Below are 23,477 nucleotides of genomic sequence, written 5' to 3' on the forward strand. Positions count from 1 at the left end.
CGGTGACCGGGCTGCCCGTGGCAGCCGGAATTTTGCCGGGACTATCGGCCGAGGCCGCGGCTATCTCAAGCGCCAATCCTCGCGCGATGGGCAATTCGCCGCCGGAGCCATCACCGCTGCGTGAACCGGCCCCGCCAATGCCACGTCCGGCCACGCCCCGGGGGCGACCGCCACCTGGGGCATCACCGCCTCGTGCCGGCACGACAGGCAGCAGGCCCCAGGTCCCGACGCCGGGGACACCACCGCACCGCGCCGGCCGGCAACCGGCGGCCTCTGATCGCCACTTGGGCCACCCTGCCCCGTGCGGGCATGGGGATCGGCCGTCTCTGGCCGCCGCTTGGACCATCCCCCGTGTCGGCATGGGGATCGGCCGCCGCAGGGCCCAGCCCCGGCCGTTGTCAGCGCCATCGCCGCACGGACCCGGCCCGGCGCGACCGGGTGGGGGGGGGCAATCAAAAGGCCGTCACGAAGGGGATGAACGAGGTATCGCTGTCTTCCCACAGCCGGCGCAGGGCCGGGCCTTCGCCGGGGAAAGTGTCATCGAGCAGGGTGCAGGCCCAGATCCGGTCGGCCCGGAAACAGCGGAAGCCCCGGCGCAGCTCGCACCAGGCGGCCAGCACGGCGCAATCCTGGTAATAGAGCAGGGCCACCGGGCGCAGGATGCGCGTGGTCTCGGCGTCTTTCTCGTCGCGATAGGTGATCTCGATCTTGCGCTCGTCGCGGATTGCTCCGCGCAGCAGGGCCTTGGACACGCAGCCCTTGTCCGGGTCGTCCAGCGGCGCGCCCGGGGCGGCAACCTTGAGCCAGTCGACGGGGTCCTGCAGGGCGTCGATCTTCTTGCCGATCCGCCCGGCCGCCGCGACCAACGCGCTGTCACCCGTGCGCGACAGCAGGGCCAGGCCGACGCGCAGGGCCTCCAGCTCTTCCTGGTCGAAGTTGAGCGGCGGCAGGTCGTAGCCCCGGCGCATGACATAGCCCAGCCCGGCCTCGCCATCGATCGGCGTGCGCATGGCCTGCAGGGCGGCGATGTCGCGATAGACCGTGCGGGCCGAGACCCCCAGCCGCTCGGCCAGCTCGTCGGCCGTGACCGGCCGCCGCGCCGCCCGCAGGATCTGGATCAGTTCGAACAGCCGGGTGGATTTGCGCATGATCTCTCCGTGGGGCCCTGGGCGGCGCATCGTCGGAGCAGGCCGGGCGGGGCCCCGTTCCGGCCCTCCGCCCGCCGCACCGCTGACGACTGCTGACACCTTAGCATGGCCTACTGACAACGGGGTGTCAGGAGGGACGTGGTCCTATCGGGCCATGCCGCAAAGGAACCCCGCCATGACCTATTACGAACACCATGTCCTGATGACCCTGCGCCTGGGCCGCTGGGCCGAGACCGGCGGCCGCCCCCCGGATCATGTGGCCCGGAAGATCGGCCCGACACATGGCCCGACACATGGCTCACCCCATGGCCCGACCGACGACCTGCGCTTTCGCCGGCCGGTCAGGCCGCCCCGCCTGCGGCCTCTGCAATCGCAGCGCCGCCGGAAGGGCCTGTTGCAGCGTCTTCCCTGGCCGTTTCGTAGGCCAGCATCGCCCGCTTGACCGGCAGGCCCCAGTGATAGCCGCCAAGGCCCCCGGACTTGCGCAGGGCCCGGTGGCAGGGGATCAGCCAGCTGATCGGGTTGCGCCCCACGGCCGTGCCCACGGCCCGCACGGCCCGGGGCCGGCCGATCGACCGGGCGATCTCGGAATAGGTCGTGACATGGCCCGAAGGGATCGAGAGCAGGGCCTCCCAGACCTTGATCTGGAACGGCGCCCCGATGAGGTAGAGCGGCGCCTCGGTCAGCTCGCCGCTGGCCCCGAAGGCCGCCAGGGCCCAGGGCCGCAGGCGCATGACATCCTCGACATACCGCGCCCGCGGCCAGCGCCCGGTCAGGTCGGCCATGGCCCCTTCGGCATCGGTCTCGCCTTCGAAGCCGATGCCGCAGATGCCCTTGTCGGTGCCCATGACCAGGGCCGGGCCGAAGGGGCTGTCGAACCAGCCCCAGTAGATCGTCAGCCCCTCACCGCCCCGGGCGAAATCGCCGGGGCTCATGGCTTCCCAGCGCAGGAACAGGTCGTAGAGCCGCCCGCCGCCCGACAGGCCAACGGCATGGCTGGTGTCCAGCGTGGTGAACCGTTCGGCCAGAAGGGCCTTGGCATGGCCCAGCGCCAGGTATTGCTGGAACCGCTTGGGCGACACCCCGGCCCAGGCCGAGAACAGCCGCTGGAAATGGGCCGGGCTCATGTTCATCTCGGCGGCCAGCCGGTCCAGCGTCAGGCCCGGGCCGGCCTCGTCGATCAGCTCGATCGCCCGGCGCATGACGTTGAAATGATACCCGCCGTCGTCCTTGGCCTGCATGTTCATCGTGGAATGCTCCGTCTGTGCTGGCCCGATCCTATCGCCCCCGCCCCCGTGCGGCGACCCGAAGTCTGCGCAACCGCCCTGCGCCCCCGGCGCAGGGCCGGGCCCAAGGGCCGGCGTGGTCCGGCGCAGCCGGGGCGCCCCGGCCCGCGGGAGCACCTGCCGGTCCGGTCCTTACGCCCGTCCGCGCGCCGCCCGGCCACCTTCCGCGACGCCCGCAGCCCGCACAACCCCGCACGGCCCGGCGAAAACCGCCTTTGCCGTTGCAGCATCGCCGGTCCTGCGGCATCAAGGCCCGGATGGCCAGCCAACTCGATTACCACACGATCCACCAGATCTTCACCCGGTTCCAGGACGCCGATCCCGAACCCAAGGGCGAATTGAACCACGTCAACGCCTACACGCTTGTCGTGGCCGTCGCCCTGTCGGCCCAGGCCACCGACGCCGGGGTCAACCGCGCCACGGCCGAGCTGTTCCAGATCGCCGACACCCCGCAAAAGATGCTCGACCTCGGCGAGGACCGCCTCATCGGGCACATCAAGACCATCGGCCTCTACCGCAACAAGGCCCGGAACGTGATGAAACTGTCGCGCATCCTGGTCGACGATTACGGCGGCGAGGTGCCCTCGTCGCGGGCCGCCCTGCAATCGCTGCCCGGCGTCGGGCGCAAGACGGCCAATGTCGTGCTCAACATGTGGTGGCGCTACCCGGCCCAGGCCGTCGACACCCATATCTTCCGCGTCGGCAACCGCACAGGCATCGCGCCCGGCAAGAATGTCGACATCGTCGAGCGGGCCATCGAAGACAACATCCCCGCGCCGTTCCAGCTGCATGCCCATCACTGGCTCATCCTGCACGGCCGCTACCATTGCAAGGCCCGCAAGCCGGCCTGCCCCACCTGCATCATCCGCGATCTCTGCCCCTACGAGGAGAAGACCCAATGACCACCTATGACCTGGTCGGCATCGGCAATGCCGTCGTCGACGTGATCACCCAGTCCGACGACAGCTTCCTCGACCACATGGGCATCGAGAAGGGCATCATGCAGCTGGTCGAACGCGACCGGGCCGAAGTGCTCTATGCCGCCATGTCCGACCGGGTCCAGACCCCGGGCGGCGCCGTAGCCAACACCATCGCCGGGGCCGGGGCGCTTGGCCTCGACGCGGCCTTCATCGGCCGGGTGCGCGACGATGCCCTCGGCCTCTTCTATGCCAAGGCCATGGAAGACGACGGCGTGGGCTTCGTGAACCCGCCGGTCACCGGGGGCGAGCTGCCGTCTTCGCGCTCGATGATCTTCGTCTCGCCCGACGGTGAACGCTCGATGAACACCTATCTCGGCATCTCGTCGGAACTGGGCACCGACGATGTCTCGCCCGACGTCGCGGGCAAGGCCCGGCTGATGTTCCTCGAAGGCTACCTGTTCGACAAGGACAAGGGCAAGGACGCCTTCCTCAAGGCCGCGCGCACCTGCCGCCAGGGCGGCGGCAAGACCGGCATCGCCATTTCCGATCCCTTCTGCGTCGAACGCCACCGCGCCGATTTCCTGAAGCTGATCGAAAACGAGATGGATTACGTCATCGGCAACGAGGCCGAGATCCGCTCGCTGTTCCAGAACGATGATCTCGATGCCGACCTGGCCGCCGTCGCCGCGATCTGCCCGCTGGTCGTCTGCACCCGTTCGGGCGATGGCGTGACGGTCATGTCGCCCGAAGGCCGGCTGGATGTCGGCGTGGAAAAGATCACCCCCGTCGATGCCACCGGCGCCGGTGACCAGTTCGCGGCCGGCTTCCTTTTCGGCCTGTCGCGGGGCTATGCCATGGACCGCTGCGTGAAGATCGGCAATGCCTGCGCCCGCGAGGTCATCACCCATATCGGCCCGCGCCCCCAGGCCGACATGCGCGCCGAGCTCACCGCCGCGGGCCTCATCGACTGATGCTGGCCGACGGCTATCACGACGTGCCGCCGGGCAAGCTGGCGGCCGTCGTCACCGAACTCGACATGCGGGCCCCGGCCCCGCTGCGCGGCCATCCCGCGCCCGCCGGCATCACCCTGCGCCACGTGCCGGCGCCGGGCCGCGACTGGTACCGCGCGCTCTTTACCCATGTCGGGGCCGACTGGCTGTGGTTCTCGCGCCTGCGCCTGGGCGACGGCGATCTCGATGCCATCCTGGCCGACCCGCTGGTCGAGATCCGCGCCGTCGAACGGGACGGCCAGCCGCTGGGCCTGCTCGAACTGGATTTCCGCCAGGACGGCGCATGCGAACTGGCCTATTTCGGCCTTGGCCCGGCGCTGGTCGGCTCGGGCACCGGGGCCTGGATGATGGACCAGGCCATCACCCGCGCCTGGTCTCATCCCGACCGGCCGATCGACCGGTTCCACGTCCATACCTGCACGCTGGATCACCCGGCGGCCCTGGGCTTCTACATGCGCTCGGGCTTCACCCCGGGTCGGCGCATGGTCGAAATCGCCGACGATCCGCGCCTGTCGGGCACCCTGCCCCGCGACTGCGCGCCGGGCGTGCCGATCCTCGCCTGATCCGGCCCCGCCTGGTCGGCGGGTCGTTCACCCCGCGCACCGCCCCGGCCGGCCATCCGGCCGGGCCATGCCGCACCATACCGCCCCACGTCGTGACGGCCCCATTGCGTCGTACCGGCGCAGGCCGCAACATGCCGCCCAGCCCCGGCCATGTGCCGCACCGCCCCAACCTTGGCACCGGCCGCCCGCATTGCTGCCGCGCCCGGATCGCCCGCCTACCCGTCCAGAAAGACCGGCCGCGGCGCCCCGCTCTCGTCCAGCGCGACAAAGACGAAATCCGCCTCGGTCACCGGCTCCGACTTGTCCGAATAGCGCGGCCGGCGCCAGGCATCGACATGGATGCGCATCGAACTGCGCCCCACCTTGCGCAGCGTGGCATAGAGCGTCACCTCGTCGCCCACCTTCACCGGCCGCAGGAACTGCATCCCCTCGACGGAAATCGTCGCCGCCCGGCCCTGGCAGACCCGCCCGGCCATGTTGCCCGCCGCCAGGTCCATCTGCGACATCAGCCAGCCGCCGAATATGTCCCCCGCCGGATTGGTATCGGCCGGCATCGCAATCGTGCGGATCACCAGAACACCCTCGTCCTGCTGCCGCCCGTGCGAGCCCCTCTGCCGCCCGCGTGTCAGCGCGCTCACGTCTTCGCTCATCGCCTCACTCCTGGCTCCGCGTGCCCCGCACGCCTGCGCTCGGTGCCGCGCGCCGCCCCGAACCGGGCGCCCCGCTGCTGCTTCTTTCTCTTCACAAATATCCGGCCGACCGCCGGCCTACCCGCGTGCCTTCAGGTAAGGGCCGAACGCCTCGACCACCTGCGCATAGACCGCCCGCTTGAACGGCACGATATTGGCCACCAGCTCGTCCGCCGGCAGCCAGCGCCACTCGGAGAACTCGGGATGCTCCGTCGCGATGTTCACCTGGCCGTCCTCGCCCAGGAAGCGGAAGAGGAACCAGGTCTGCTCCTGGCCGCGATAGCGCCCCTTCCAGATCCGCGGCACCAGGTCGTGGGGCAGGTCATAGGCCACCGGCTCTTCGGTCCGCGCCACCTCCTCGACCAGCTCGGCCGTCACCCCGGTCTCTTCCCACAGCTCCCGCAGCGCCGCCGCCCCCGGCGCCTCGCCCTTGTCGACCCCGCCCTGCGGCATCTGCCAGGCCGGCGCCTCGTTGTCGATCCGCTGGCCGACAAAGACATCGCCCCGTGCATTCATCAGCATCACGCCCACGCAGGGCCGATAGGGCAGCTTGGCAATCTCTTCAGGGGTCATGGCCCGGCTCTCCTTGCAAGTGTCCCCCCTCATTTACCCGGCTCACCGCCCACGGCAAGCCGCTCGTCGTCCCTTGCCCTTCCCTGCCTTGCCCCGGCGCCGTTCTGCCGTCCTTCTGCCGCCCCGCCACCCGGCCCCCGGCCGCGTTCCCCCATCCTTCGCCCGTCCGCCGCCCTGCCCCGATCGCCGCACTGCCCCTCGGCCATCCCGTTCCCCAACTCTGCCGCAACGTCGCCCCCGCCAGCCGCCCACCCCCACCCGCCAATGACGCCGCGTTGAACGTGACAGCGCCCCGCCCGCGGGCAATGGTCACCCCGATCTGTACCGGGAGGGGACGATGACCGATCTTTATCCGCACCTTTTGCAACCGCTCGACCTGGGCTTCACCACGCTGAAAAACCGCGTGCTGATGGGCTCGATGCATACCGGGCTGGAGGAAACGAAGGACTGGAACCGCGTCGCCGAATTCTACGCCGAACGCGCCCGCGGCGGGGTCGGGCTGATGGTCACCGGCGGCATCGGCCCCAATCTCGAAGGCTCGGTCCTGCCCGGCGCGGCGATGATGACCAGTGACACGGATGTCGCCAACCACCGCATCGTCACCGACCGCGTGCATGACGCCGGCGGCAAGATCGCCATGCAGATCCTGCACGCCGGGCGCTATTCCTACGGCCCGAAATGCGTGGCCCCCTCGCCGGTGAAATCCCCCATCTCGCCCTTCCCGCCCAACGAGCTGGACGAGGATGGCATCGAGAAACAGATCTCCGACATCGTCAACGCCGCGGCCCTGGCCCGCCAGGCCGGCTATGACGGGGTCGAGATCATGGGCTCCGAAGGCTATTTCATCAACCAGTTCCTTGTCACCCATACCAACAAGCGCACCGACCGCTGGGGCGGGTCCTATGACAACCGCATGCGCCTGGCCATCGAGGTCGTGCGCCGCACCCGGGCGGCGGTCGGCCCCGATTTCATCATCATCTTCCGCCTGTCGATGATCGACCTGGTGCCCGACGGCTCGACCCATGACGAGGTCGTCCAGCTGGCCCGGGCGGTCGAGGCCGCCGGCGCCACGATCCTCAACACCGGCATCGGCTGGCACGAGGCGCGCATCCCCACCATCGCCACCTCGGTGCCCCGCGCGGCCTTTGCCTGGGTGACCAAGAAGCTGATGGGCAAGGTCTCGATCCCGGTCATCACCTCCAACAGGATCAACACGCCCGGTGTCGCCGAAGAGATCCTGGCCGATGGCGCCGCCGACATGGTCTCGCTGGCCCGGCCGATGCTGGCCGATCCGCATTTCGTCGCCAAGGCCGCGGCCGGCAAGGCCGCACAGATCGCGCCCTGCATCGCCTGCAACCAGGCCTGCCTGGATCACACCTTCTCGGGCCGGCTGACCTCCTGCCTGGTCAATCCCCGGGCCTGCGCCGAGACCGAACTGGTCATCACCCCGGCCGCAACGCCCAGGCGCATCGCTGTTGTCGGCGCCGGCCCGGCCGGCCTGTCGGCCGCGCTGACGGCCTGCGAGCGCGGCCATGCCGTGACGCTCTTCGATGCGTCCGACCGGGTCGGCGGCCAGCTGAACCTGGCCCGCCAGGTGCCCGGCAAGGAGGAATTCCACGGGCTGGTCGACTGGTATGCGGCCATGGTTGCCGATGCCGACATCGACCTGCGCCTGAACACCCGGGCCACGCCCGAGCTGCTGGCCGGCTTCGACGAGATCGTCATCGCCACGGGCGTCACCCCGCGCGACCCGGAGATCCCCGGCCAGGACGGGGCGAATGTCTGTTCCTACATCGACCTGCTGACCGGCAAGGTCACGGCCGGCCCCCGGGTGGCGGTGATCGGCGCCGGGGGGATCGGCTTCGACGTGGCGGAATACCTGGTCCAGGACGGCCACAGCCCGGCCGAGGACCTGCCGGCCTGGATGCGCGAATGGGGCGTGTCCGACCCCGCGACGGATCGCGGCGGCCTAGCCCCCGGCGGCCCCCGCCCCGACGCCCCCGCCCGCCAGGTCACGCTGCTGCAGCGCAAGGCCGAGAAACACGGCAAGCGGCTGGGCAAGACCACCGGCTGGATCCATCGCGCGGCGCTCAAGATGAAGGACGTGCGTTTCCTGGGCGGGGTGAACTACGAATCCATCGATGCCCGCGGGTTGCATGTCAGCTTCGGCGAGACCCGCGACAAGCCCACCCTGGTCGAGGCCGACACGATCGTCCTCTGCGCCGGCCAGCTGCCCGAGCGCAGCCTGGCCGACACCCTGGCCGCCCAGGGCCTGGCGCCCCATGTCATCGGAGGCGCCGACGTGGCCGCCGAGCTCGACGCCAAGCGCGCCATCGACCAGGGCACCCGCCTGGCCGCCTTGCTCTGAGGTGCTGCTTCTTTCTCTTTGAAAATATCCGGCGACCGGCCCGCCAGGGGGCGGCCGGTCATTCGGGGGCGCTGCCCCCGTCCTCCGTTGGAGGACTCCCCCGGGAATATTTGAGAAGAGAAAGAAGCAGCAGGTCAGGCCCGGTGGAGATGTCGGCTGTCTTCGGGGGCCTCGGCGCGATCATCGAGACCATAGTCGCGCAGGACATGGGCGACGCGCAGGCGGTACCCGGCAAAGAGCCCGGCGCGGCCGCTGGACTGGGCCCGGCGGTGGGCGGTGAGCTGGCGCCATTGCGCGACCGCGGCCTCGTCGCGGAAAAAGGACAGCGACAGCAGCTTGTCCGGGTCGGTCAGGCTCTGGAACCGTTCGACCGACAGGAACCCGTCGATCTCGTGGACCAGCGGGCGCATCTCGGCGGCGATGTCCAGGTACTGGTCCTTGCGGCCCTCGGCCGGGATGACTTCGAAGATGATGGCGATCATGGCTGCTCCTCCTGCGGGGACGAGGCCAGGGTCAGCCAGGTCCGGTCTTCGGACAGGATAAACCGTTCCCGCTGGGCAAAGGCATAGTTTTCCCGCCCCAGCGGATCGGCGGCCAGCCGGGCGCGGTAGGTCTCGTAGGCGGCCAGGCTGTCGATCGTGTAGATGCCGTAGGCCAGGGTCGAAGACCCTTCGTGGGGTGCGTAATAGCCGATCAGCCCGGCGCCGTTGCGCGGGATGCAGCGGCCCCAGGTCCGGGCATACTGGCGGAACTGGTCCTGTTTGGTGGGATCGATGCGGTAGCGGATGATGCAGGTCAGCATGTCGGCCTCTCGGGTTGGATGGCCCGGTGATAGCCCGTGGACCCAAGGCCATGCTTCGATTAGTATCGAAGCATGGAGGACAGGAGGCGGCGGACACCATGAAGGACGGACCGGACATTTCGCGGCTGGCCGCGCTGATCGGCGACCCGGCGCGGGGCAACATGCTGAGCGCGCTGATGGCCGGCCATGCCCTGACGGCAACCGAGCTGGCCGCCGAGGCCGGGGTATCGCCCCAGACCGCGTCGTCGCACCTGAAGAAACTGACCGAAGGCGGGCTGGTCGGCCTGCGGGCCCAGGGCCGCCACCGGTACTACGCGCTGGCCAGCGACGAGGTCGCCCGCACGCTGGAAGCCCTGATGGGCCTGGCCGCCAGCCAGGGCCGGGCGCTGCGCAGCCGGCCGGGCCCGCGCGATCCGGCGCTGCGCGAGGCCCGGGTCTGTTACAACCACCTGGCCGGGGCACGCGGGGTGCAGATGTTCTCCGCGATGCGGGCGATGGGCCATTTCGTCGTCGGCCCGGACACGATCGATCTCAGCGCCGCCGGGGCGACCTTTCTGCAGAACCTCGGGCTGGATCCGGCCGGCCTGCCCCCCGGCCGCGCACCGCTGTGCCGGGAATGTCTGGACTGGTCGATGCGCCAGTCGCACCTGGCCGGCCGGCTAGGCCGGGCCATGCTGGGCCATTTCGAAACGCGCAACTGGCTCTACCGGGTCGAGGGCAGCCGGGCCGTCGTCCTGACACCCGAAGGCCAACGCCAGTTCGACCGGCTCTTTGCCCGCCAGCCGGCCACGGGCTGACCGGCCGGCAGTTTCCCGCCCCTGCACGATCCGGCCAATACCGCGATATTATCCAAAGCCTGCCCGGATCTTGCCCCTTTTGTCGCGCATAAGCGTCATGAAACGTATGACGAGGATGACGGGATGGATCGACTGACCGAGATGGAAGCCTTTGCCACCGTCGTGGACCAGGGTGGGTTCACCGACGCGGCCAAGAAGATGGGCATTTCCAAATCCGCCGTGTCCAAGCATGTCTCGTCGCTGGAGGCGCGGCTGGGCGCACGGCTGCTCAACCGCACCACCCGCCGGGTCAGCCCGACGGAAATCGGCCTGGCCTATTACGACCGGGCGCGCCGGGTGCTGAACGATGCGGGCGAGGCCGATGCGCTGGTCACCTCGATGCAATCGGCGCCGTCGGGCCTGTTGCGGATCTCGGTGGCCACCGATTTCGGAGTCAATCACCTGTCGCCCGTCCTGAGCGATTTCCTCAACGATTTCCCTGACATAACCGTCAACATGGTGCTCAATAACCGCTATGTCGAGCTGATCTCGGAAGGGTTCGACATGGCCATCCGCATCGGCGAACTGGAAGACAGCTCGCTGCGGGCGCGCAAGCTGACCGAGACGACGAAGCGCATGATCGCCGCGCCGTCCTATTTCCAGAAACACGGCCGGCCGCAGAAGATCGACGAGCTGAATGAACACAAGCTGCTGCATTACTCGAATCAATCCTCGGGCAATGTCTGGAAGCTGACCGCGCCGTCGGGCGAGAAGCGCCAGGTGCGCACCGCCGGCTGGCTGTCGGTCAATGACGGCCAATCGCTGCTGAATGCGGCAATTTCGGGGCTGGGGATCGCCTACCTGCCCAGCTATCTCTATGCCGACGCGATGAAGAAGGGCCTTGTCGAGGACGCTCTGCCGTCGCTGCCGGTCGAGACCCAGGGCATCTATGCCGTCTATCCGCCGGGCCGGTTCACCCAGCCCAAGGTCCGCGCCTTCATCGATTTCCTGGTCCATGTCTTTGCCGAAAAGGGCCCGACCGACTGGTAGGCCCACCCAGTTTTGCCTGTTGCTTTGCCCGAGCAACCCACCTGGCCCCGCCGTTCGACGGCGGGGCTTTTTTACTTGCGTGACAGGGCGCACCGGGATGGGCCATCGGGCACGGGACGCGGCATATGCGGGGGCGATACAGCATGGGACACAGGTGGCCGGGTTTCGCCGGGCGCGCGTTCCACCGGGGGCCCGGCGGCTTGCCTTGGCGGCGGTCCGGGCCTACTTCACAAAGACGTGGGCGGCGCGACATCCGGGCAGGCCGCACAGGAAAGGCGCGCAGGTGAGATATATTTTCAGCCGCTTGGTGAAGCTTGTCGGGGTGCTGGTAAAGCTCTTCTGCATGGTCCACCTCAAGCTTTGGCCCCGGGCCCGCTACACGATCCCGGCCTATGCCCCGGCGCTGGTCCGCCGGACCGGCGCGCGCCGGGTGCCACGCCGGGTCTACCAGACCAATTACGCCCGCGAGGTCTCGCTGGCCGTTTACCTGACCTGGCGGTTCAACCGGCTGATGGCCTGGGACCACGATTTTCACTACATGGATGATGCGGCGGCCCATGAGTGGGTGAACGCCCAGTTCCCCGGCGAGATCGCCGAGACCTACAACCGCCTGCAGATCGGCGCGGCCAAGGCCGATTACTGGCGCGTGCTGATCCTGATGAAGGACGGCGGGGTCTACCTGGATGCCGATGCCAATTTCGTCTGGCCGCCGTCGAAGTCGATCCGCGACGACGAGGACGAGCTGTTCCTGCGGATGCGCGACGGCGAGATCACCAATTACTTCCTGGCCTCGGCGCCGGGCAACCGGTTCATGACCGGCATCGAGGCCGAGATCCGGCGCAACATCGCCGCCGGGACCGAGACCAACATCTACCTGCTGACCGGCCCGACGGCGATGCTGCCGGCGCTGGCCGGGGGCGGGTTCACGCTGAAGAGCTACCGGACAATCTGTCACCAGGGCCAGTTCATGAACGAACGGCTGCAATATCCCGACCGGGGCCACAAGAAATGGTGGCGGGAACAGGAAGAGCGGTCGATCCTGCGCTGAGCGGGGCCGGGCGGGTCAGTCCCGTCGGGCGGTTGTCGGGCGTTGTGACGGGCTTCGATCTTGCGTTGGACGGTGGTGTGGCCGTCAAGCGGCGTTGCCTGGCAAGGCCCTGTCGGCCGGTTGTTCGGCTGCGGGCGGGGCGTTGCGGCAAGGGCCCGGTGTCGATCCCGCGTAGCGCGGCTCAGTCGTCCGCGTCACCATCGGCCGGCTGTTCGGCCGTGGCGGGATGTTGCGGCAGCAGCACGGCTTCGATCCGGCGGTTGACCGACTGGCCGGTGGCATCCAGCGGCGAGGCACGCGGGGCGAAAGGCCCGAGCCACAGCGCCTCGACCCGGGCCGGATCGACGCCGTGATCGGCGATCAGCCGGGCGCGCACGGAGCGGGCCTCGGCCAGGCCTTCGGCCCGGGTGGCATCGCCGTCGGCGGGCTCGGCCGAATGGGCGACAATGGCCAGCCGGGTATCGGGGCGCTCATCGAGGAAAGCGGCCAGCACGTCGAACACGGGGATCGGCCCCGGTTCGAGCGTGGCGCCTTCGCCAAAGGGGATGTCTTCGAGCACGAGCCGGCCGGTTTCGACCAGGGCGCGGGCAAGATCGCCGGGCACGCCGGGGGTGGCCCGGGCGATTTCGGTCAGTTGCAGCCAGACGGCATTGCGCCCGCGGCTGACCAGCAGGGTGACGCCGTTGCCATCGCCATCCATGGCCGAGACATAGCGGAAATCGGCCAGGTCGACGAACATGTCCGGGGCGGGCACGACATCGATGGCAAAGCGGAAGTCGAAGCCACCGCAGGCCCGGGCCTCGCAGGTGAAGACCGGGGCATAGCCCGCCGCGCGCATCTGTTCGACCAGCGGTTCGGTGACCTGGCGGGTGGTCAGGCCTTCTTCGATCCGCCAGGTGCGGCGCACGACCTGGCCGGTGATGGTCAGGCTGTCCATGCCATCGCGCGACCAGGGCCCGGCGGGCAGGTCATAGGCCGTGTCCGACAGCCGCTGCGAAATCTCGCGGGCGGCGGCGGGCAGGTCGGGCTGGAAGGCCAGGGCCGGCTGGGCGACGGCCATTGAGAGCAGCAGGAGTGCCGTGCGGGCCGGTCCAAGGGGCCAGGTGCGCGCCAGCGTCGGACCCAAGGTCGGCGCCAGGGCGCGGCCCGGCGTGGGCGCCCGGTCTGGGGTCACGGCTGCGGACCATGTGGGCGCCAGCGCGGCGGGCGACACCGGGGGCAATCTGGTCGCCAATGTGCGGACCAGGACGGTCGCCATGCGGGCAAGGCGGGGGTCAAGGCGGAGGTCGATCATGGGCCGGAGGCGTCCGGGCGGCGCCGGTAGTGGTATTCGGTGACCGAGGCCATGCCCAGGGCGGCGTAAAGCCCGTTGGCCGGGCCGTTGGCCAGCGTGCAGAGCACGGCCAGGCAATCGGCGCCATTGTCGCGGGCCCAGGCCGCCGCGCCGCGCATCATCCAGCCGGCCATGCCCTTGCGGCGCTGTTCGGGGCGCACTTCGAGGGCATGCAGCATGGCCACGCCGTCATGGATGGCGACAAAGGCCACGGCGGCGGGCTTGTCCTGCCAGCGGCCCAGCAGGGCCGTGCGCGGGCCGGCGGTGCGGGCCATGACGGCCAGCCGGCCGGGGCCGATGCCACCGGCGGCCCAGATCTCGCGCTGGATGGCCAGGGGTTCCCAGAGGTCGAAGACGGTGACCCGGGGGATGTCGCGGTCGCACAATTGGGCCGGCGGGCAGGCCCAGGCGCGGACCGGGTCGTGAACGAGATAGCCGCGGCGGTCGAGGGCGGCGTCGAGCAGCGTCTCGCCGGGGCGGATCATGAAGAGCGGGTGCTGGCCCATGTCCAGCATCCCGGCCTCGGCCCGGGCGATGGCCGCATCCATGTCCTCGGGCGACAGGCCATCCCCCCCGGCGGCCGGCTTGTCCGCCGTCACCGGCGGCCGCGCAAGCGTCGTGGCCGAGACGCGCTGGCCGCCGCCCTGGCCCTGGCGGAAGGTCCAGCCGCCCTGGTCGAAGATCCGGGCCGGCGGCCAGGTGCCATCGATGGCCGCCAGGATCCGGTCGGGCGTCACGTGCCGAGATCCCGGGCCAGCCGGGTCATGGCCGCGTTGATCCGGGCGCCGTCGCGGCCGCGCACGACAATGTTGGCGCCAAAGGCCCCGTCCTTCTGGAACGGGTAGCAGCCGATCGACAGCTCGGGAAAATCGTCGGCCAGGTCCGACAGCGGCCCGGCGATCTCGCCTTCGGGGCGGTGCACGGTCAGGGTCTGGCTGAGCATCGGGGCGCCACCGGTCAGGCCGGGCAGGACGCTGGCGACCATGGCTTCGAAGACCGCCGGCACGCCGGCCATGACATGGACATTGCCCAGGGTGAACCCGGGAGCGACCGACACCGGGTTGTCGATCAGCGTGGCGCCGTCGGGGATTCGGGCCATGCGCAAACGGGCGCTGTTCAGCTCGACCCCGCGGCTTTCGTAATGGGCGGCCAGCAGGGCGCGGGCATCCTCGCGCACGTCGATGGCCGCGTCGAAGGCCGCGGCGATGCAATCGGCGGTGATGTCGTCATGGGTCGGGCCGATGCCCCCCGAGGTGAAGACATGGGTATGGGCCTGCGACAGGGTGCGCGCGGCGTCGATGATGGCCTCGGCATTGTCGGAGACGATGCGCACCTCGCGCAGGTCGATGCCATGGCGGGTCAGTTCGCCGGCCAGGTGGTACATGTTGGCATCGCGGGTGCGCCCCGACAGGATTTCGTCCCCGATCACGAGCATTGCGGCGGTGGGATTGGCCATTGGGGTCTCCTTGCAGCGGGTCGGGACGAGGTATAGGGCTAGCGCAATGCGCTTTCCATCCCCCCTCGTTCACGCTCGGCTGATCCGCCGGTACAAACGGTTTCTCGCCGATTGCCGGCTGGAGGACGGGCGCGAGGTGACGGCCCATTGTGCCAACCCCGGGTCGATGATGGGGCTGGCCGAGCCGGGCATGAAGATCTGGCTGGAGCCGAACGACGATCCCAGGAAGAAGCTGAAATGGGGCTGGCGGCTGGTCGATCACGAAAACGGCCATTTCACCGGGGTCGATACCTCGGTGCCCAACCGGGCGCTGCGCGCGGCGCTGGAGGCCGGCCAGGTGCCGGGGCTGACGGGCTATGACCGGGTGCGCCCCGAGGTGAAATACGGGGCAGCCAGCCGGATCGATTTCCTGTTGCAGGGCGACGGGCGGGCCGATGCCTATGTCGAGGTCAAGTCGGTGACCCTGTCGCGGGCGCCCGGCCGGGCCGAGTTTCCCGACAGCGTGACGGCCCGGGGCACCAAGCACCTGGCCGAGCTGTCCGAGATGGCCGCCCAGGGGCACCGGGCGGTGATGCTGTTCCTGGTCCAGCGCACCGATACGGCCTGTTTCGCCCCGGCGGCGGATATCGATCCGACCTATGCCGCGGCGCTGACCCGGGCCGAGGCGGCCGGGGTCGAGGTCATGGTCATGGGCACGCGGATCACGCCCGAGGCGATCACCCTGGGTGCGCCCGTGCCGCGCTGCGGCGGGGATGGATGCATCTGCGGCGGAGGAATGCTAGGATGACCGGGCCGGCCCGGCCGGCCGCGCCACCCGGCATGGGCGAGTGCCCGCGGGCCATGCGTGATCACGATTGCGGGCCCGGGGCCACACAAATGCCGCACCCTCTGGCATCATCGGCCACAAGGCCTTAATATCAGTGACGGAACAGGAGAAGACGTCTTGGACAACACGCGCGGCAGACTGACGAAGGATGGCATCCGGATCTATGATCCGTCCGATTTCGCGGGCATGCATGCTGCCGGGGCGGTCGCGGCCCGGATCCTCGACGAGATCGCGCCGCTGGTCTTTCCGGGCCAGACGACCGAAGCGATCGACACGCGGATCACGGAAATGGTCGAAGAGGCCGGGGCCAAATCGGCGACGATCGGCTACAAGGGCTATCAGCACGCCAGCTGCATTTCGGTCAACCACGTGGTCTGCCACGGGATTCCGGGGCCCAAGACGCTGAAGGACGGCGATATCCTGAACATCGACGTGACGGTGATCGTCGATGGCTGGTATGGCGATACCAGCCGGATGTACGTGGCGGGCAAACTGCCGCGCAAGGCCGAGCGGCTGATCCAGGTCACCCATGACTCGCTGTTCAAGGGCATCGAGATGGTCCGGCCGGGCAACACCTTCGGCGACATCGGCCATGCGATCCAGACCTATGTCGAAGGCAACCGCATGTCGGTCGTGCGCGATTTCTGCGGCCACGGGTTGGGCCGGGTGTTCCATGCCCCGCCGAACGTTCTGCATTACGGGCGGCCGGGCACCGGCGCGGTGCTGGAAGAGGGCATGTTCTTCACCATCGAGCCGATGGTGAACCTGGGCCGGCCCGAAACCAAGACCCTGGCCGATGACTGGACGGCCGTGACCCGCGACAAGTCGCTGTCGGCCCAGTTCGAACATTCCGTGGGCGTGACCGCCGACGGGGTAGAGATCTTTACCCTTTCGCCCGGGGGCAAGTTCCACCCGACCTACGGCTAGGCCCGGCCACGGCGCGGGCGGCGGGGGCGGATGCCTCCGGCGGAGGGTATTTGACCCAAGAAGAAGACAGGACGCCGCGCCCTTGCCACAGGGGCGCGCGTGCCGTCCGCGCGGAGCGTCGGGCGTGGGCGGGCCTGCTGCTTCTTTCTCTTTGAAAATATCCCTGCCGGACGCCGGCCAAGGCGCGCGCCATTGGCCTAGAGGCCGATCCGCCCGGGCACCTCGTTCATGTGGCGGATCACCTCGGCGCCCAGGGTTTCCAGGTGGGCGCCGTCGCCCTGTGGCACCAGCGCCAGGCAGCGCATCCCCGCGGCACTGGCCGCCATCACGCCGTTGCGGCTGTCCTCGATCACCACCGCCCGGTCCGGGCTGACCCCGAAGGGCGCGGCGGCCTGCAGGAAGAGACCCGGGTCGGGCTTGGCCACGCCATGGGTATGGGCCGAGACCATGCTGGCCTCGAACCGCTCCCACAGGCCGTTCTGGCCCAGGGTGATGCGCATCTTCTCGGGCGGCCCGTTGGACGCCACGCAATAGGGAACTCCCCGCGCCTCCAGCAGGTCCAGCAGCTCGACCACCCCGGGCATCACCGCCACCCCTTCGGCCAGCCGGGCAAAGATCTCCTGGTAGATCGCGTCGACCCAGCCGTCGGGCAGGTCGGCGCCCATCTGGCGGGCGGTGGCAAAGACCCCGTGGATCGTGCCGCCGACGAACATCCGCTCGCTCTCTTCCAGCGTCACGTTCAGCCCGTAGCCCGCCAGGTTGGCCACCAGCACCTCGTTGGCCGTTGTCTCGCTGTTCACCAGCACGCCGTCGCAATCGAAGATCACCAGGTCAGTCATCGTTATCCCTTTCACCGGGCCACCTGAGCAGGGTGACATGTGTATCGCCATATCGCCGCGTGTCTTCGGGGGCAAACCCCGGCGGCGCGGCCATCGGCGCCGATTCCTCCCAGACGATCAGCGCGCCGGGCGCCAGCCGGCCGGCCCGGGCCAGGGCCGCCAGGGCCTTGTCACCCAGCCCCCGGCCATAGGGCGGGTCGAGGAAGACCAGATCCGCCGCGGCACCCGGCCCCGGTTTCAGCGCGTCGCGGGCGATGATCTCGACCTCGGCCGCGATATCCAGCAACGCGACATTCTCGCGGATCAGCGCCAGCGCCTTGCGCCCGCTTTCCACGAAGGTCACATGCGACGCCCCGCGCGACAGCGCCTCGAGCCCCAGCGCCCCGGTGCCGGCAAAGACGTCGAGCACCCGCGCGCCATCGATCGCATCGAGATGGGTGAGCATGGAAAACAGGCTTTCGCGCACGCGGTCGGTCGTCGGCCGCAGCTGGGCCGCCGGATCGCCCTTGCCCAGGGCGGCCAGCCGGCGGCCGCGGAACCGGCCCGACACTATGCGCATGACATCCCCGCCGCCATGGCCCGATCAGGCCCGCAGCAGCGGCTTGAGATCGGCCGTGGCATCACCGACCACCGCCGGATCGGCCGTCTTGCCGCCATCGATCAGGCGCTTGCCGACCATGTAGGCCCGGGGATCGTTCATCGCGTCGACGGCGATCAGCTGGCCGGCATGGTAATACCAGAATGACACGCTGTTGCCCTCGCCCCGGCGGGCGACAACCTGGTCGTAGCCCCGGTTCAGCCCGGCGATCTGCAGCTTGACGTCGTATTGGTCCGACCAGAACCAGGGCGTGGCCAGGTAGTCGACCCCGGCGCCCATCATGTTGCGCGCGACGATCTCGGCCTGGTCGATGGCATTGGGCACGCTTTCCAGCCGCAGCCGCTCGCCCTTGTAGGGGAAGGACGCGCAATCGCCCGCGGCCCAGACATGGGAATCCGAGGTCCGTCCCTGTTCATCGGTGCGGATGCCGTTGTCGATGGCCAGGCCGGCGGCCTCGGCCAGGGCGGTGTCGGGCAGGATTCCCACGCCCACGACCACCAGGTCGACGTCGATCCGGCTGCCATCGGTCAGCTCGGCGCCCGTCACGTGGCCATCGCCCAGCAGGCGGGTCAGGCCCACGCCCTCGCGGAGATCGACGCCATGGCCCCGGTGCAGGTCGCGGAAATAGGCGCTGGTCTCGGGCGCGGCCACCCGTTGCAGGATGCGTTCGGCCATCTCGACCAGCGTGACCTGCATGCCCCGCTTGGCCGCCACAGCCGCGGCTTCCAGCCCGATGTAGCCCCCGCCGACGATCAGCGCCCGGGCGCCTTCGCGCACCTCGTGGGCCATGGCATCGACATCGGCCAGCGAGCGCACGCCATAGACCCCGCCCAGCTCGCCTCCGATCGCCGCGGGCAGGCGCCGGGGCACCGAGCCGGTGGTCAGGGCCAGCTGGTCATAGCTCAGCACCTCGTCGCCCAGCGACACCGTGCGCGCCGCCGTGTCGATGGCCGTCACGCTCTGGCCCAGGCGCAGGGTAATGTCCTGGTCGGCATAGAAACTTTCGGGGCGTAGGAAGAGGCGTTCGACCTCCATCTCGCCCAGCAGATAGGCCTTGGACAGGGGCGGGCGCTGGTAGGGCGGAACCGGCTCGGCACCGATCAGGGTGATGGCCCCGTCATAGCCGTCCTTGCGCAGTTTTGCCACGAGCGACGCCCCGGCCTGCCCTCCGCCGATCACCACAATACCGCTCATGCCTGCTGCTCCCGATTTGCCATGGTCTCGTTGCGATCAGACCCTATAGTCCCGGTGAACCGAAACGCAATTCATCAAAGGAGCCGATCCATGGCCATTGCACCCGGAGACACCCTGCCCGAGGTCACGCTGACGCGTATGGGCGACGCGGGGCCCGAACCCGTGGAACTGAAAAGCCTGACCGCAGGCCGCAAGGTGGTGATCTTTGCCGTGCCCGGCGCCTTCACCCCGACCTGTTCGATGGCCCATGTGCCCAGCTTCATCCGCACCAAGGACGGGTTCGATGCCAAGGGCGTGGACGAGATCATCTGCGTGTCGGTCAACGATCCCTTCGTGATGAAGGCCTGGGGCGAGGCCACCGGCGCGACCGAGGCCGGGCTGACCCTGCTGGCCGATGCCGAAAGCGCCTTTACCACGGCGATCGGCATGAATTTCGACGCCCCGCCGGCCGGCCTGATCGCCCGGTCCAAGCGGTATGCGATGTATGCCGAGGACGGCGTGGTCAAGGTGCTGCAGCTCGAGGAAAGCCCGGGCACCTGCGAGATTTCCGGCGGCGAGTCCCTGCTGGAAACGATCTGACCCGCCGGCCGGGCATCGGCCGGACATGACAGCCGCGCCCGGGAAACCGGCGGCCGGTCCGCGACTTGCGCGCCGGTTGACCAGGAAATGACCCCGGGCGCGATACCGGCCGGCCCTGCACGCGAATGTGAAAGGCGGCCGGCCCTCGGCGCAGGACAGGGCGGCGGCATCGATGGTAACGGGGACGTGTGTTCCCACAGAGGTTTGTACCATGCCGCTTTATTCAGCGATGCGCCCGATCTGTTTCGCGGGCTTTGCCGGTTTCGCCCTCGCCGCCTGCGAGACCCAGCCTAACAGCACGACGGTCAGCGCCAGCGGCGCCACCGAGATCCGCATTCAGCCGGGGCTGAACTGCTATGACAACAAGTGCTTCAAGTACAATTCCAACGGCTCGATCTCGGTCAACGGCCGGCGCGACACCAGCCCGCCGGCCGGCGTGTCGCTGGCATCTGGCACGCTGACCCCGGCCGAATTCTCGGCCACGTTCGACAAGGGCATGAAGGCCCGGACCATCGGCGAATCCAACCGCTGAGACCGGGATTGGCCGGTGCCGGCTCCGCTGCGCCCGGGACCGGGCGGGCGGGCCGGCAAGGGCGCGCCGGCGCGTGGCCAGACGGACCGGGCGGCACGTGGCCCGACGGACCGGGCAGCACGTGGCCCGACACGCAGGCCGGGTGTCGTGCCGATCAGGCGGCCAGCTGTTCCATCCGGGTGGCCAGCCGCAGATCGCGCTGGCTAAGCCCGCCGATATCGTGGCTGGTCAGCACCACGCGCACGGTCTTGTAGACGTTTTCCCATTCCGGGTGATGGTTCATCTTTTCGGCCACGATGGCCACGCGGGTCATGAACCCGAAAGCCTCGACGAAATCGGCAAATTCGAAGGTCCGCGCGATGGCATCGCGGCCCTCGACCTCGCTCCATCCGGTTTCCTGCAGCAAGGCCAGGGCCTTGGCCCGGTCGGTCCCGGTCAGTTGGTCACTCATTCCTGTTCCTCCACATGGGTTTTGCGGAACGGGCCGTAGTCGGTCAGGATCTCGATTTCCTCGGCCACGGCCTCGCGCTCGGCCTCAAGGTAGCGCGCGATGGCCTTGGCGAAACCCGGGTCGCCCACCCAGTGCAGCGAATGGGTCTGGGTCGGCAGGTAGCCGCGCGCCAGCTTGTGTTCGCCCTGGGCCCCGGCCTCGACCCGTTTCAGCCCCCGGGCGATGGCATGGTCGATGGCCCGGTAGTAGCACAGTTCGAAATGCAGGCACGGGTGGTGTTCGATGCAGCCCCAGTAGCGGCCGAACAGCGTGTCGCGGCCGATGAAGTTCAGCGCCCCGGCGATGGGAAACCCGCTGTCGACGGCCAGGCCCAGCAGGATGTCGTCGCGCAGAGTCTCCTGGGCGATGTCGAAGAATTCGCGGGTCAGGTAGGGGCTGCCCCATTTGCGCGAGCCGGTGTCCTGGTAGAACCGCCAGAAGGCATCCCAATGGTCGGGTTTCAGCTCGTCGCCGGTCAGCATGACGATCTCGCCGCCGAAATCGTTGGCCTGGCGCCGTTCCTTGCGGATGTTCTTGCGCTTGCGCGACGACAGCGAGGCCAGGAAGGCCTCGAAATCGGCATAATCGTCGTTGAGCCAGTGGAACTGCTGGGTGGCCCGCGACATCAGGCCCATCTCCTCGCCCATGGCCGCCTCGTCGCCGGTGCAGAAGGTCACGTGGATCGACGACACGCCATTGTCCGAGGCCAGCTGCACCGCGCCCTGCACCAGGGCCGACTGGCCGATGCCGTCATAGCCCGGCCGGACCAGCAGGCGCCGGCCGGTGGCCGGGGTGAAGGGCACGGCGATCTGCAGCTTGGGGTAATACCGCCCGCCGGCGTTTTCATAGGCATGGGCCCAGTTGTGGTCGAAGATGTATTCGCCCTGGCTGTGGCTCTTGGCATAGAGCGGCGCACAGGCGATCATCTGGCCGTCCATGTAGGCCGTGAGGTATTGCGGCTGCCAGCCGGTGCCCGGCCCGACCGACCCGCTGCGCTCCAGCGCGTCGAGGAACCGGTGGGTGGTGAACGGATCGAGCGGCGGGCCGCCATCGGCCGCCTCGGGGCAGGCGCAGGCATCCCACTGCGCCGGGTCGATGGCCGACAAGGCGCCATGCACCTGAACTTCGATCTGCGCCTGATCCATGGGGCCTCCAGTCTTTACCTGAATGTGGCCTCGTGGCGCGGGGCTTCAACCCGGCAGGGCGGCGGCATAGCCCTCGAAGGTGATATTGTGAGCGACGCGCCGGGCGGCTGCCTCTTCGGCGGGCGAGCGGATGGTCCAGCAGAAGACGGCCAGCCCCGCGCCGCGCAGCTCGGCCACGCGGGGGCGGTCGAGATCGGTGTGGTGGTGGCTGATGAAACTGGCGCCGACCCGCTCGGCATCGGCAATGGCGCGCAGGCGGGCGCAGGTCGCGTCATCCAGCGGCCAGTCGGCGGGATCGAAGGCACAGGTGGTCAGGCCCCGGGGCACGTCGGGGGCCAGCCGGGCCATTTCGGCCACCTGGTCGGGGTTGAACGACATCACGGCCACCGGGCCGGTGTAACCGTCCAGCGCCGCGGCGGTGGCGGCTTCGAGCGGGCCGGTGCCCGAGGTGCGGCTCTGGTCCTTGAGTTCGATCAGCAGGGGCACTCGGCCGGCCACCTGGTCCAGCACCTGGCCCAGCGTGGGCACAAGGTCGTCCGGCGCCCCGCCGGCCAGCGGCAGGGCCGTGGCCGCCCGGGCAGTCAGCGCAGAGACCGGGCCCTGTTCAGCGGTCAGCCGGTCCAGGTCGTAATCGTGGAAGACAAGGGCCTGGCCATCGGCCGACATTTGCAGGTCGATCTCGATGGCATAACCCGCGGCCACGGCGGCGGCGATGGCCGAGGGCCCGTTTTCGGGCCGGCCGGAGGCCAGGTCGTGATAGGCGCGATGCGCGATGGGCAGGCGCAGGAAGGCCTCCGGCAGGGACTGGGTCATTTGATCTGGAAGATGCCTTCGATTTCGACGGCCACGCCCAGGGGCAGGGCCGCGGCCGAAACGGCCGAACGGGCGTGACGGCCGGCATCGCCCAGGGCCTCGACCAGGAAATCCGACGCGCCGTTGATGACCTTGGGCTGGTCGGTGAAATCGAGGGTGGAATTGACGAAGCCGGTCAGCTTGACCACGCGTTCCAGTCGGTCGAGATCGCCACCGCAGGCGGCCTTGACCTGGGCCAGCAGGGCGATGGCGCAGGTCCGGGCGGCGGCGGCGCCGGCGGGCACGTCCATGCCGTCGCCCAGCTTGCCCAGGATCGGGCCATCCGCATCCATCGAGATCTGGCCGGAGACATAAACGGTGTTGCCGGTCACGACGAAGGGCACGTAATTGGCCGCCGGGGCCGGGGCATCGGGCAGGGTCACGCCAAGGTCGGCCAGCCGGGATTCAAAGCTCATGCGGATCATTCCTTGTTTCGCAGGGTCCGGCCCGGACCCTAGCCGCGTCGCGCCCCG

27 protein-coding genes are annotated in these 23,477 nt (G+C 69.2%); 11 read left to right on the forward strand and 16 right to left on the reverse strand.

All coding sequences use genetic code 11. The features are described from left to right. Positions 1-452 precede the first annotated feature (452 nt). On the reverse strand, positions 453-1,148 hold the full coding sequence (locus ACK3BB_RS01370; protein ID WP_428926935.1) for a helix-turn-helix transcriptional regulator: 696 nt from the start codon (positions 1,146-1,148) through the stop codon (positions 453-455). 341 nt (positions 1,149-1,489) lie between these two features. Continuing rightward, positions 1,490-2,395, reverse strand: a complete 906-nt coding sequence (locus tag ACK3BB_RS01375; RefSeq protein WP_428926936.1) for a methylated-DNA--[protein]-cysteine S-methyltransferase — start codon at positions 2,393-2,395, stop codon at positions 1,490-1,492. A gap of 296 nt (positions 2,396-2,691) precedes the next feature. Between ACK3BB_RS01375 and nth the strand changes: the two genes are divergently transcribed. From nth to ACK3BB_RS01390, 3 genes are read left to right on the forward strand one after another with little or no spacing between them, the layout of a single operon-like run. Next, a complete protein-coding gene (nth, locus tag ACK3BB_RS01380; protein ID WP_428926937.1) occupies positions 2,692-3,336 on the forward strand; it encodes an endonuclease III in 645 nt (214 codons plus the stop codon). Beyond that, positions 3,333-4,325, forward strand: a complete 993-nt coding sequence (locus tag ACK3BB_RS01385) for an adenosine kinase (RefSeq protein ID WP_428926938.1) — start codon at positions 3,333-3,335, stop codon at positions 4,323-4,325. The genes nth and ACK3BB_RS01385 overlap by 4 nt, the downstream gene beginning before the upstream one ends. Further along, positions 4,325-4,927, forward strand: a complete 603-nt coding sequence (locus ACK3BB_RS01390) for a GNAT family N-acetyltransferase (RefSeq protein ID WP_428926939.1) — start codon at positions 4,325-4,327, stop codon at positions 4,925-4,927. The genes ACK3BB_RS01385 and ACK3BB_RS01390 overlap by 1 nt, the downstream gene beginning before the upstream one ends. A 215-nt stretch (positions 4,928-5,142) precedes the next feature. Here the strand turns inward: ACK3BB_RS01390 and ACK3BB_RS01395 are convergent, their stop codons facing one another. After that, on the reverse strand, positions 5,143-5,577 hold the full coding sequence (locus tag ACK3BB_RS01395; RefSeq protein WP_428926940.1) for an acyl-CoA thioesterase: 435 nt from the start codon (positions 5,575-5,577) through the stop codon (positions 5,143-5,145). Positions 5,578-5,694: 117 nt separating this feature from the next. Next, positions 5,695-6,189 carry an RNA pyrophosphohydrolase gene (locus ACK3BB_RS01400; protein WP_428926941.1) on the reverse strand — a complete coding sequence of 165 codons (495 nt, stop codon included), beginning with the start codon at positions 6,187-6,189 and terminating at the stop codon, positions 5,695-5,697. 337 nt (positions 6,190-6,526) lie between these two features. Here ACK3BB_RS01400 and ACK3BB_RS01405 point away from each other — a divergent pair, with 337 nt between their 5' ends. Then, positions 6,527-8,557 carry an FAD-dependent oxidoreductase gene (locus ACK3BB_RS01405; protein WP_428926942.1) on the forward strand — a complete coding sequence of 677 codons (2,031 nt, stop codon included), beginning with the start codon at positions 6,527-6,529 and terminating at the stop codon, positions 8,555-8,557. A 134-nt stretch (positions 8,558-8,691) separates the two neighbouring features. Here ACK3BB_RS01405 and ACK3BB_RS01410 read toward each other — a convergent pair whose 3' ends face one another. After that, positions 8,692-9,039 (reverse strand): antibiotic biosynthesis monooxygenase family protein, encoded by a 348-nt coding sequence (locus ACK3BB_RS01410; RefSeq protein WP_428926943.1) that lies wholly within the window; start codon positions 9,037-9,039, stop codon positions 8,692-8,694. Further along, on the reverse strand, positions 9,036-9,359 hold the full coding sequence (locus ACK3BB_RS01415; protein WP_428926944.1) for an NIPSNAP family protein: 324 nt from the start codon (positions 9,357-9,359) through the stop codon (positions 9,036-9,038). Before ACK3BB_RS01415 ends, ACK3BB_RS01410 begins: the two co-directional genes overlap by 4 nt. Before the next feature lie 98 nt (positions 9,360-9,457). Between ACK3BB_RS01415 and ACK3BB_RS01420 the strand changes: the two genes are divergently transcribed. From ACK3BB_RS01420 to ACK3BB_RS01430, 3 genes are all read left to right on the forward strand, one after another. Further along, positions 9,458-10,156 (forward strand): ArsR/SmtB family transcription factor, encoded by a 699-nt coding sequence (locus tag ACK3BB_RS01420; RefSeq protein ID WP_428926945.1) that lies wholly within the window; start codon positions 9,458-9,460, stop codon positions 10,154-10,156. A gap of 123 nt (positions 10,157-10,279) precedes the next feature. Further along, a complete protein-coding gene (locus tag ACK3BB_RS01425) occupies positions 10,280-11,185 on the forward strand; it encodes a LysR family transcriptional regulator (RefSeq protein WP_428926946.1) in 906 nt (301 codons plus the stop codon). A gap of 283 nt (positions 11,186-11,468) precedes the next feature. Next, the gene (locus tag ACK3BB_RS01430) at positions 11,469-12,233 is read left to right on the forward strand and encodes a glycosyltransferase family 32 protein (RefSeq protein ID WP_428926947.1); all 765 of its coding nucleotides are present in this window, start codon (positions 11,469-11,471) and stop codon (positions 12,231-12,233) included. Between the two features lie 181 nt (positions 12,234-12,414). Here the strand turns inward: ACK3BB_RS01430 and ACK3BB_RS01435 are convergent, their stop codons facing one another. The 3 genes from ACK3BB_RS01435 to ACK3BB_RS01445 all read right to left on the reverse strand — a co-directional run bounded on the left by ACK3BB_RS01435 (position 12,415) and on the right by ACK3BB_RS01445 (position 15,022). Next, positions 12,415-13,293: an OmpA family protein gene (locus tag ACK3BB_RS01435; protein WP_428926948.1), complete on the reverse strand. Its 879-nt coding sequence runs from the start codon at positions 13,291-13,293 to the stop codon at positions 12,415-12,417. Between the two features lie 230 nt (positions 13,294-13,523). After that, entirely contained in the window at positions 13,524-14,303 is a 780-nt protein-coding gene (locus ACK3BB_RS01440; RefSeq protein WP_428926949.1) for a GNAT family N-acetyltransferase, read from the reverse strand. After that, entirely contained in the window at positions 14,300-15,022 is a 723-nt protein-coding gene (locus ACK3BB_RS01445; protein ID WP_428926950.1) for a competence/damage-inducible protein A, read from the reverse strand. Before ACK3BB_RS01445 ends, ACK3BB_RS01440 begins: the two co-directional genes overlap by 4 nt. Positions 15,023-15,068: 46 nt before the next feature. Between ACK3BB_RS01445 and sfsA the strand changes: the two genes are divergently transcribed. Both sfsA and map read left to right on the forward strand, forming a co-directional pair. Next, complete coding sequence (sfsA, locus tag ACK3BB_RS01450; protein WP_428926951.1) at positions 15,069-15,809, forward strand: DNA/RNA nuclease SfsA; 741 nt, start codon at positions 15,069-15,071, stop codon at positions 15,807-15,809. Positions 15,810-15,965: 156 nt separating this feature from the next. Then, positions 15,966-16,775, forward strand: a complete 810-nt coding sequence (gene map, locus ACK3BB_RS01455; protein WP_428926952.1) for a type I methionyl aminopeptidase — start codon at positions 15,966-15,968, stop codon at positions 16,773-16,775. A 197-nt stretch (positions 16,776-16,972) separates the two neighbouring features. On the opposite strand, the gene ACK3BB_RS01460 is transcribed toward map, so the two are convergent. From ACK3BB_RS01460 to ACK3BB_RS01470, 3 genes are read right to left on the reverse strand one after another with little or no spacing between them, the layout of a single operon-like run. Then, entirely contained in the window at positions 16,973-17,614 is a 642-nt protein-coding gene (locus ACK3BB_RS01460) for an HAD family hydrolase (protein WP_428926953.1), read from the reverse strand. Beyond that, entirely contained in the window at positions 17,607-18,173 is a 567-nt protein-coding gene (rsmD, locus tag ACK3BB_RS01465; protein WP_428926954.1) for a 16S rRNA (guanine(966)-N(2))-methyltransferase RsmD, read from the reverse strand. Before rsmD ends, ACK3BB_RS01460 begins: the two co-directional genes overlap by 8 nt. Before the next feature lie 24 nt (positions 18,174-18,197). Further along, positions 18,198-19,406 (reverse strand): NAD(P)/FAD-dependent oxidoreductase, encoded by a 1,209-nt coding sequence (locus tag ACK3BB_RS01470; protein WP_428926955.1) that lies wholly within the window; start codon positions 19,404-19,406, stop codon positions 18,198-18,200. Positions 19,407-19,496: 90 nt separating this feature from the next. On the opposite strand from ACK3BB_RS01470, the gene ACK3BB_RS01475 reads away from it, so the two are divergent. After that, positions 19,497-19,985 (forward strand): peroxiredoxin, encoded by a 489-nt coding sequence (locus tag ACK3BB_RS01475; RefSeq protein ID WP_428926956.1) that lies wholly within the window; start codon positions 19,497-19,499, stop codon positions 19,983-19,985. A 211-nt stretch (positions 19,986-20,196) separates the two neighbouring features. Beyond that, positions 20,197-20,517 (forward strand): hypothetical protein, encoded by a 321-nt coding sequence (locus tag ACK3BB_RS01480; protein ID WP_428926957.1) that lies wholly within the window; start codon positions 20,197-20,199, stop codon positions 20,515-20,517. A gap of 154 nt (positions 20,518-20,671) precedes the next feature. Here ACK3BB_RS01480 and ACK3BB_RS01485 read toward each other — a convergent pair whose 3' ends face one another. The 4 genes from ACK3BB_RS01485 to ACK3BB_RS01500 are packed head-to-tail and all read right to left on the reverse strand — an operon-like array spanning position 20,672 to position 23,420. Beyond that, complete coding sequence (locus tag ACK3BB_RS01485; RefSeq protein WP_428926958.1) at positions 20,672-20,968, reverse strand: 4a-hydroxytetrahydrobiopterin dehydratase; 297 nt, start codon at positions 20,966-20,968, stop codon at positions 20,672-20,674. Further along, the gene (locus tag ACK3BB_RS01490) at positions 20,965-22,152 is read right to left on the reverse strand and encodes a GNAT family N-acetyltransferase (protein ID WP_428926959.1); all 1,188 of its coding nucleotides are present in this window, start codon (positions 22,150-22,152) and stop codon (positions 20,965-20,967) included. Before ACK3BB_RS01490 ends, ACK3BB_RS01485 begins: the two co-directional genes overlap by 4 nt. A 45-nt stretch (positions 22,153-22,197) precedes the next feature. Then, on the reverse strand, positions 22,198-22,965 hold the full coding sequence (locus ACK3BB_RS01495) for a glycerophosphodiester phosphodiesterase family protein (protein WP_428926960.1): 768 nt from the start codon (positions 22,963-22,965) through the stop codon (positions 22,198-22,200). Beyond that, positions 22,962-23,420, reverse strand: a complete 459-nt coding sequence (locus ACK3BB_RS01500) for a RidA family protein (RefSeq protein ID WP_428926961.1) — start codon at positions 23,418-23,420, stop codon at positions 22,962-22,964. Before ACK3BB_RS01500 ends, ACK3BB_RS01495 begins: the two co-directional genes overlap by 4 nt. Positions 23,421-23,477 lie beyond the last annotated feature (57 nt).

It is taken from the genome of Marinibacterium sp. SX1 (assembly GCF_050389775.1).
Classification (GTDB): Bacteria; Pseudomonadota; Alphaproteobacteria; order Rhodobacterales; family Rhodobacteraceae; genus Marinibacterium.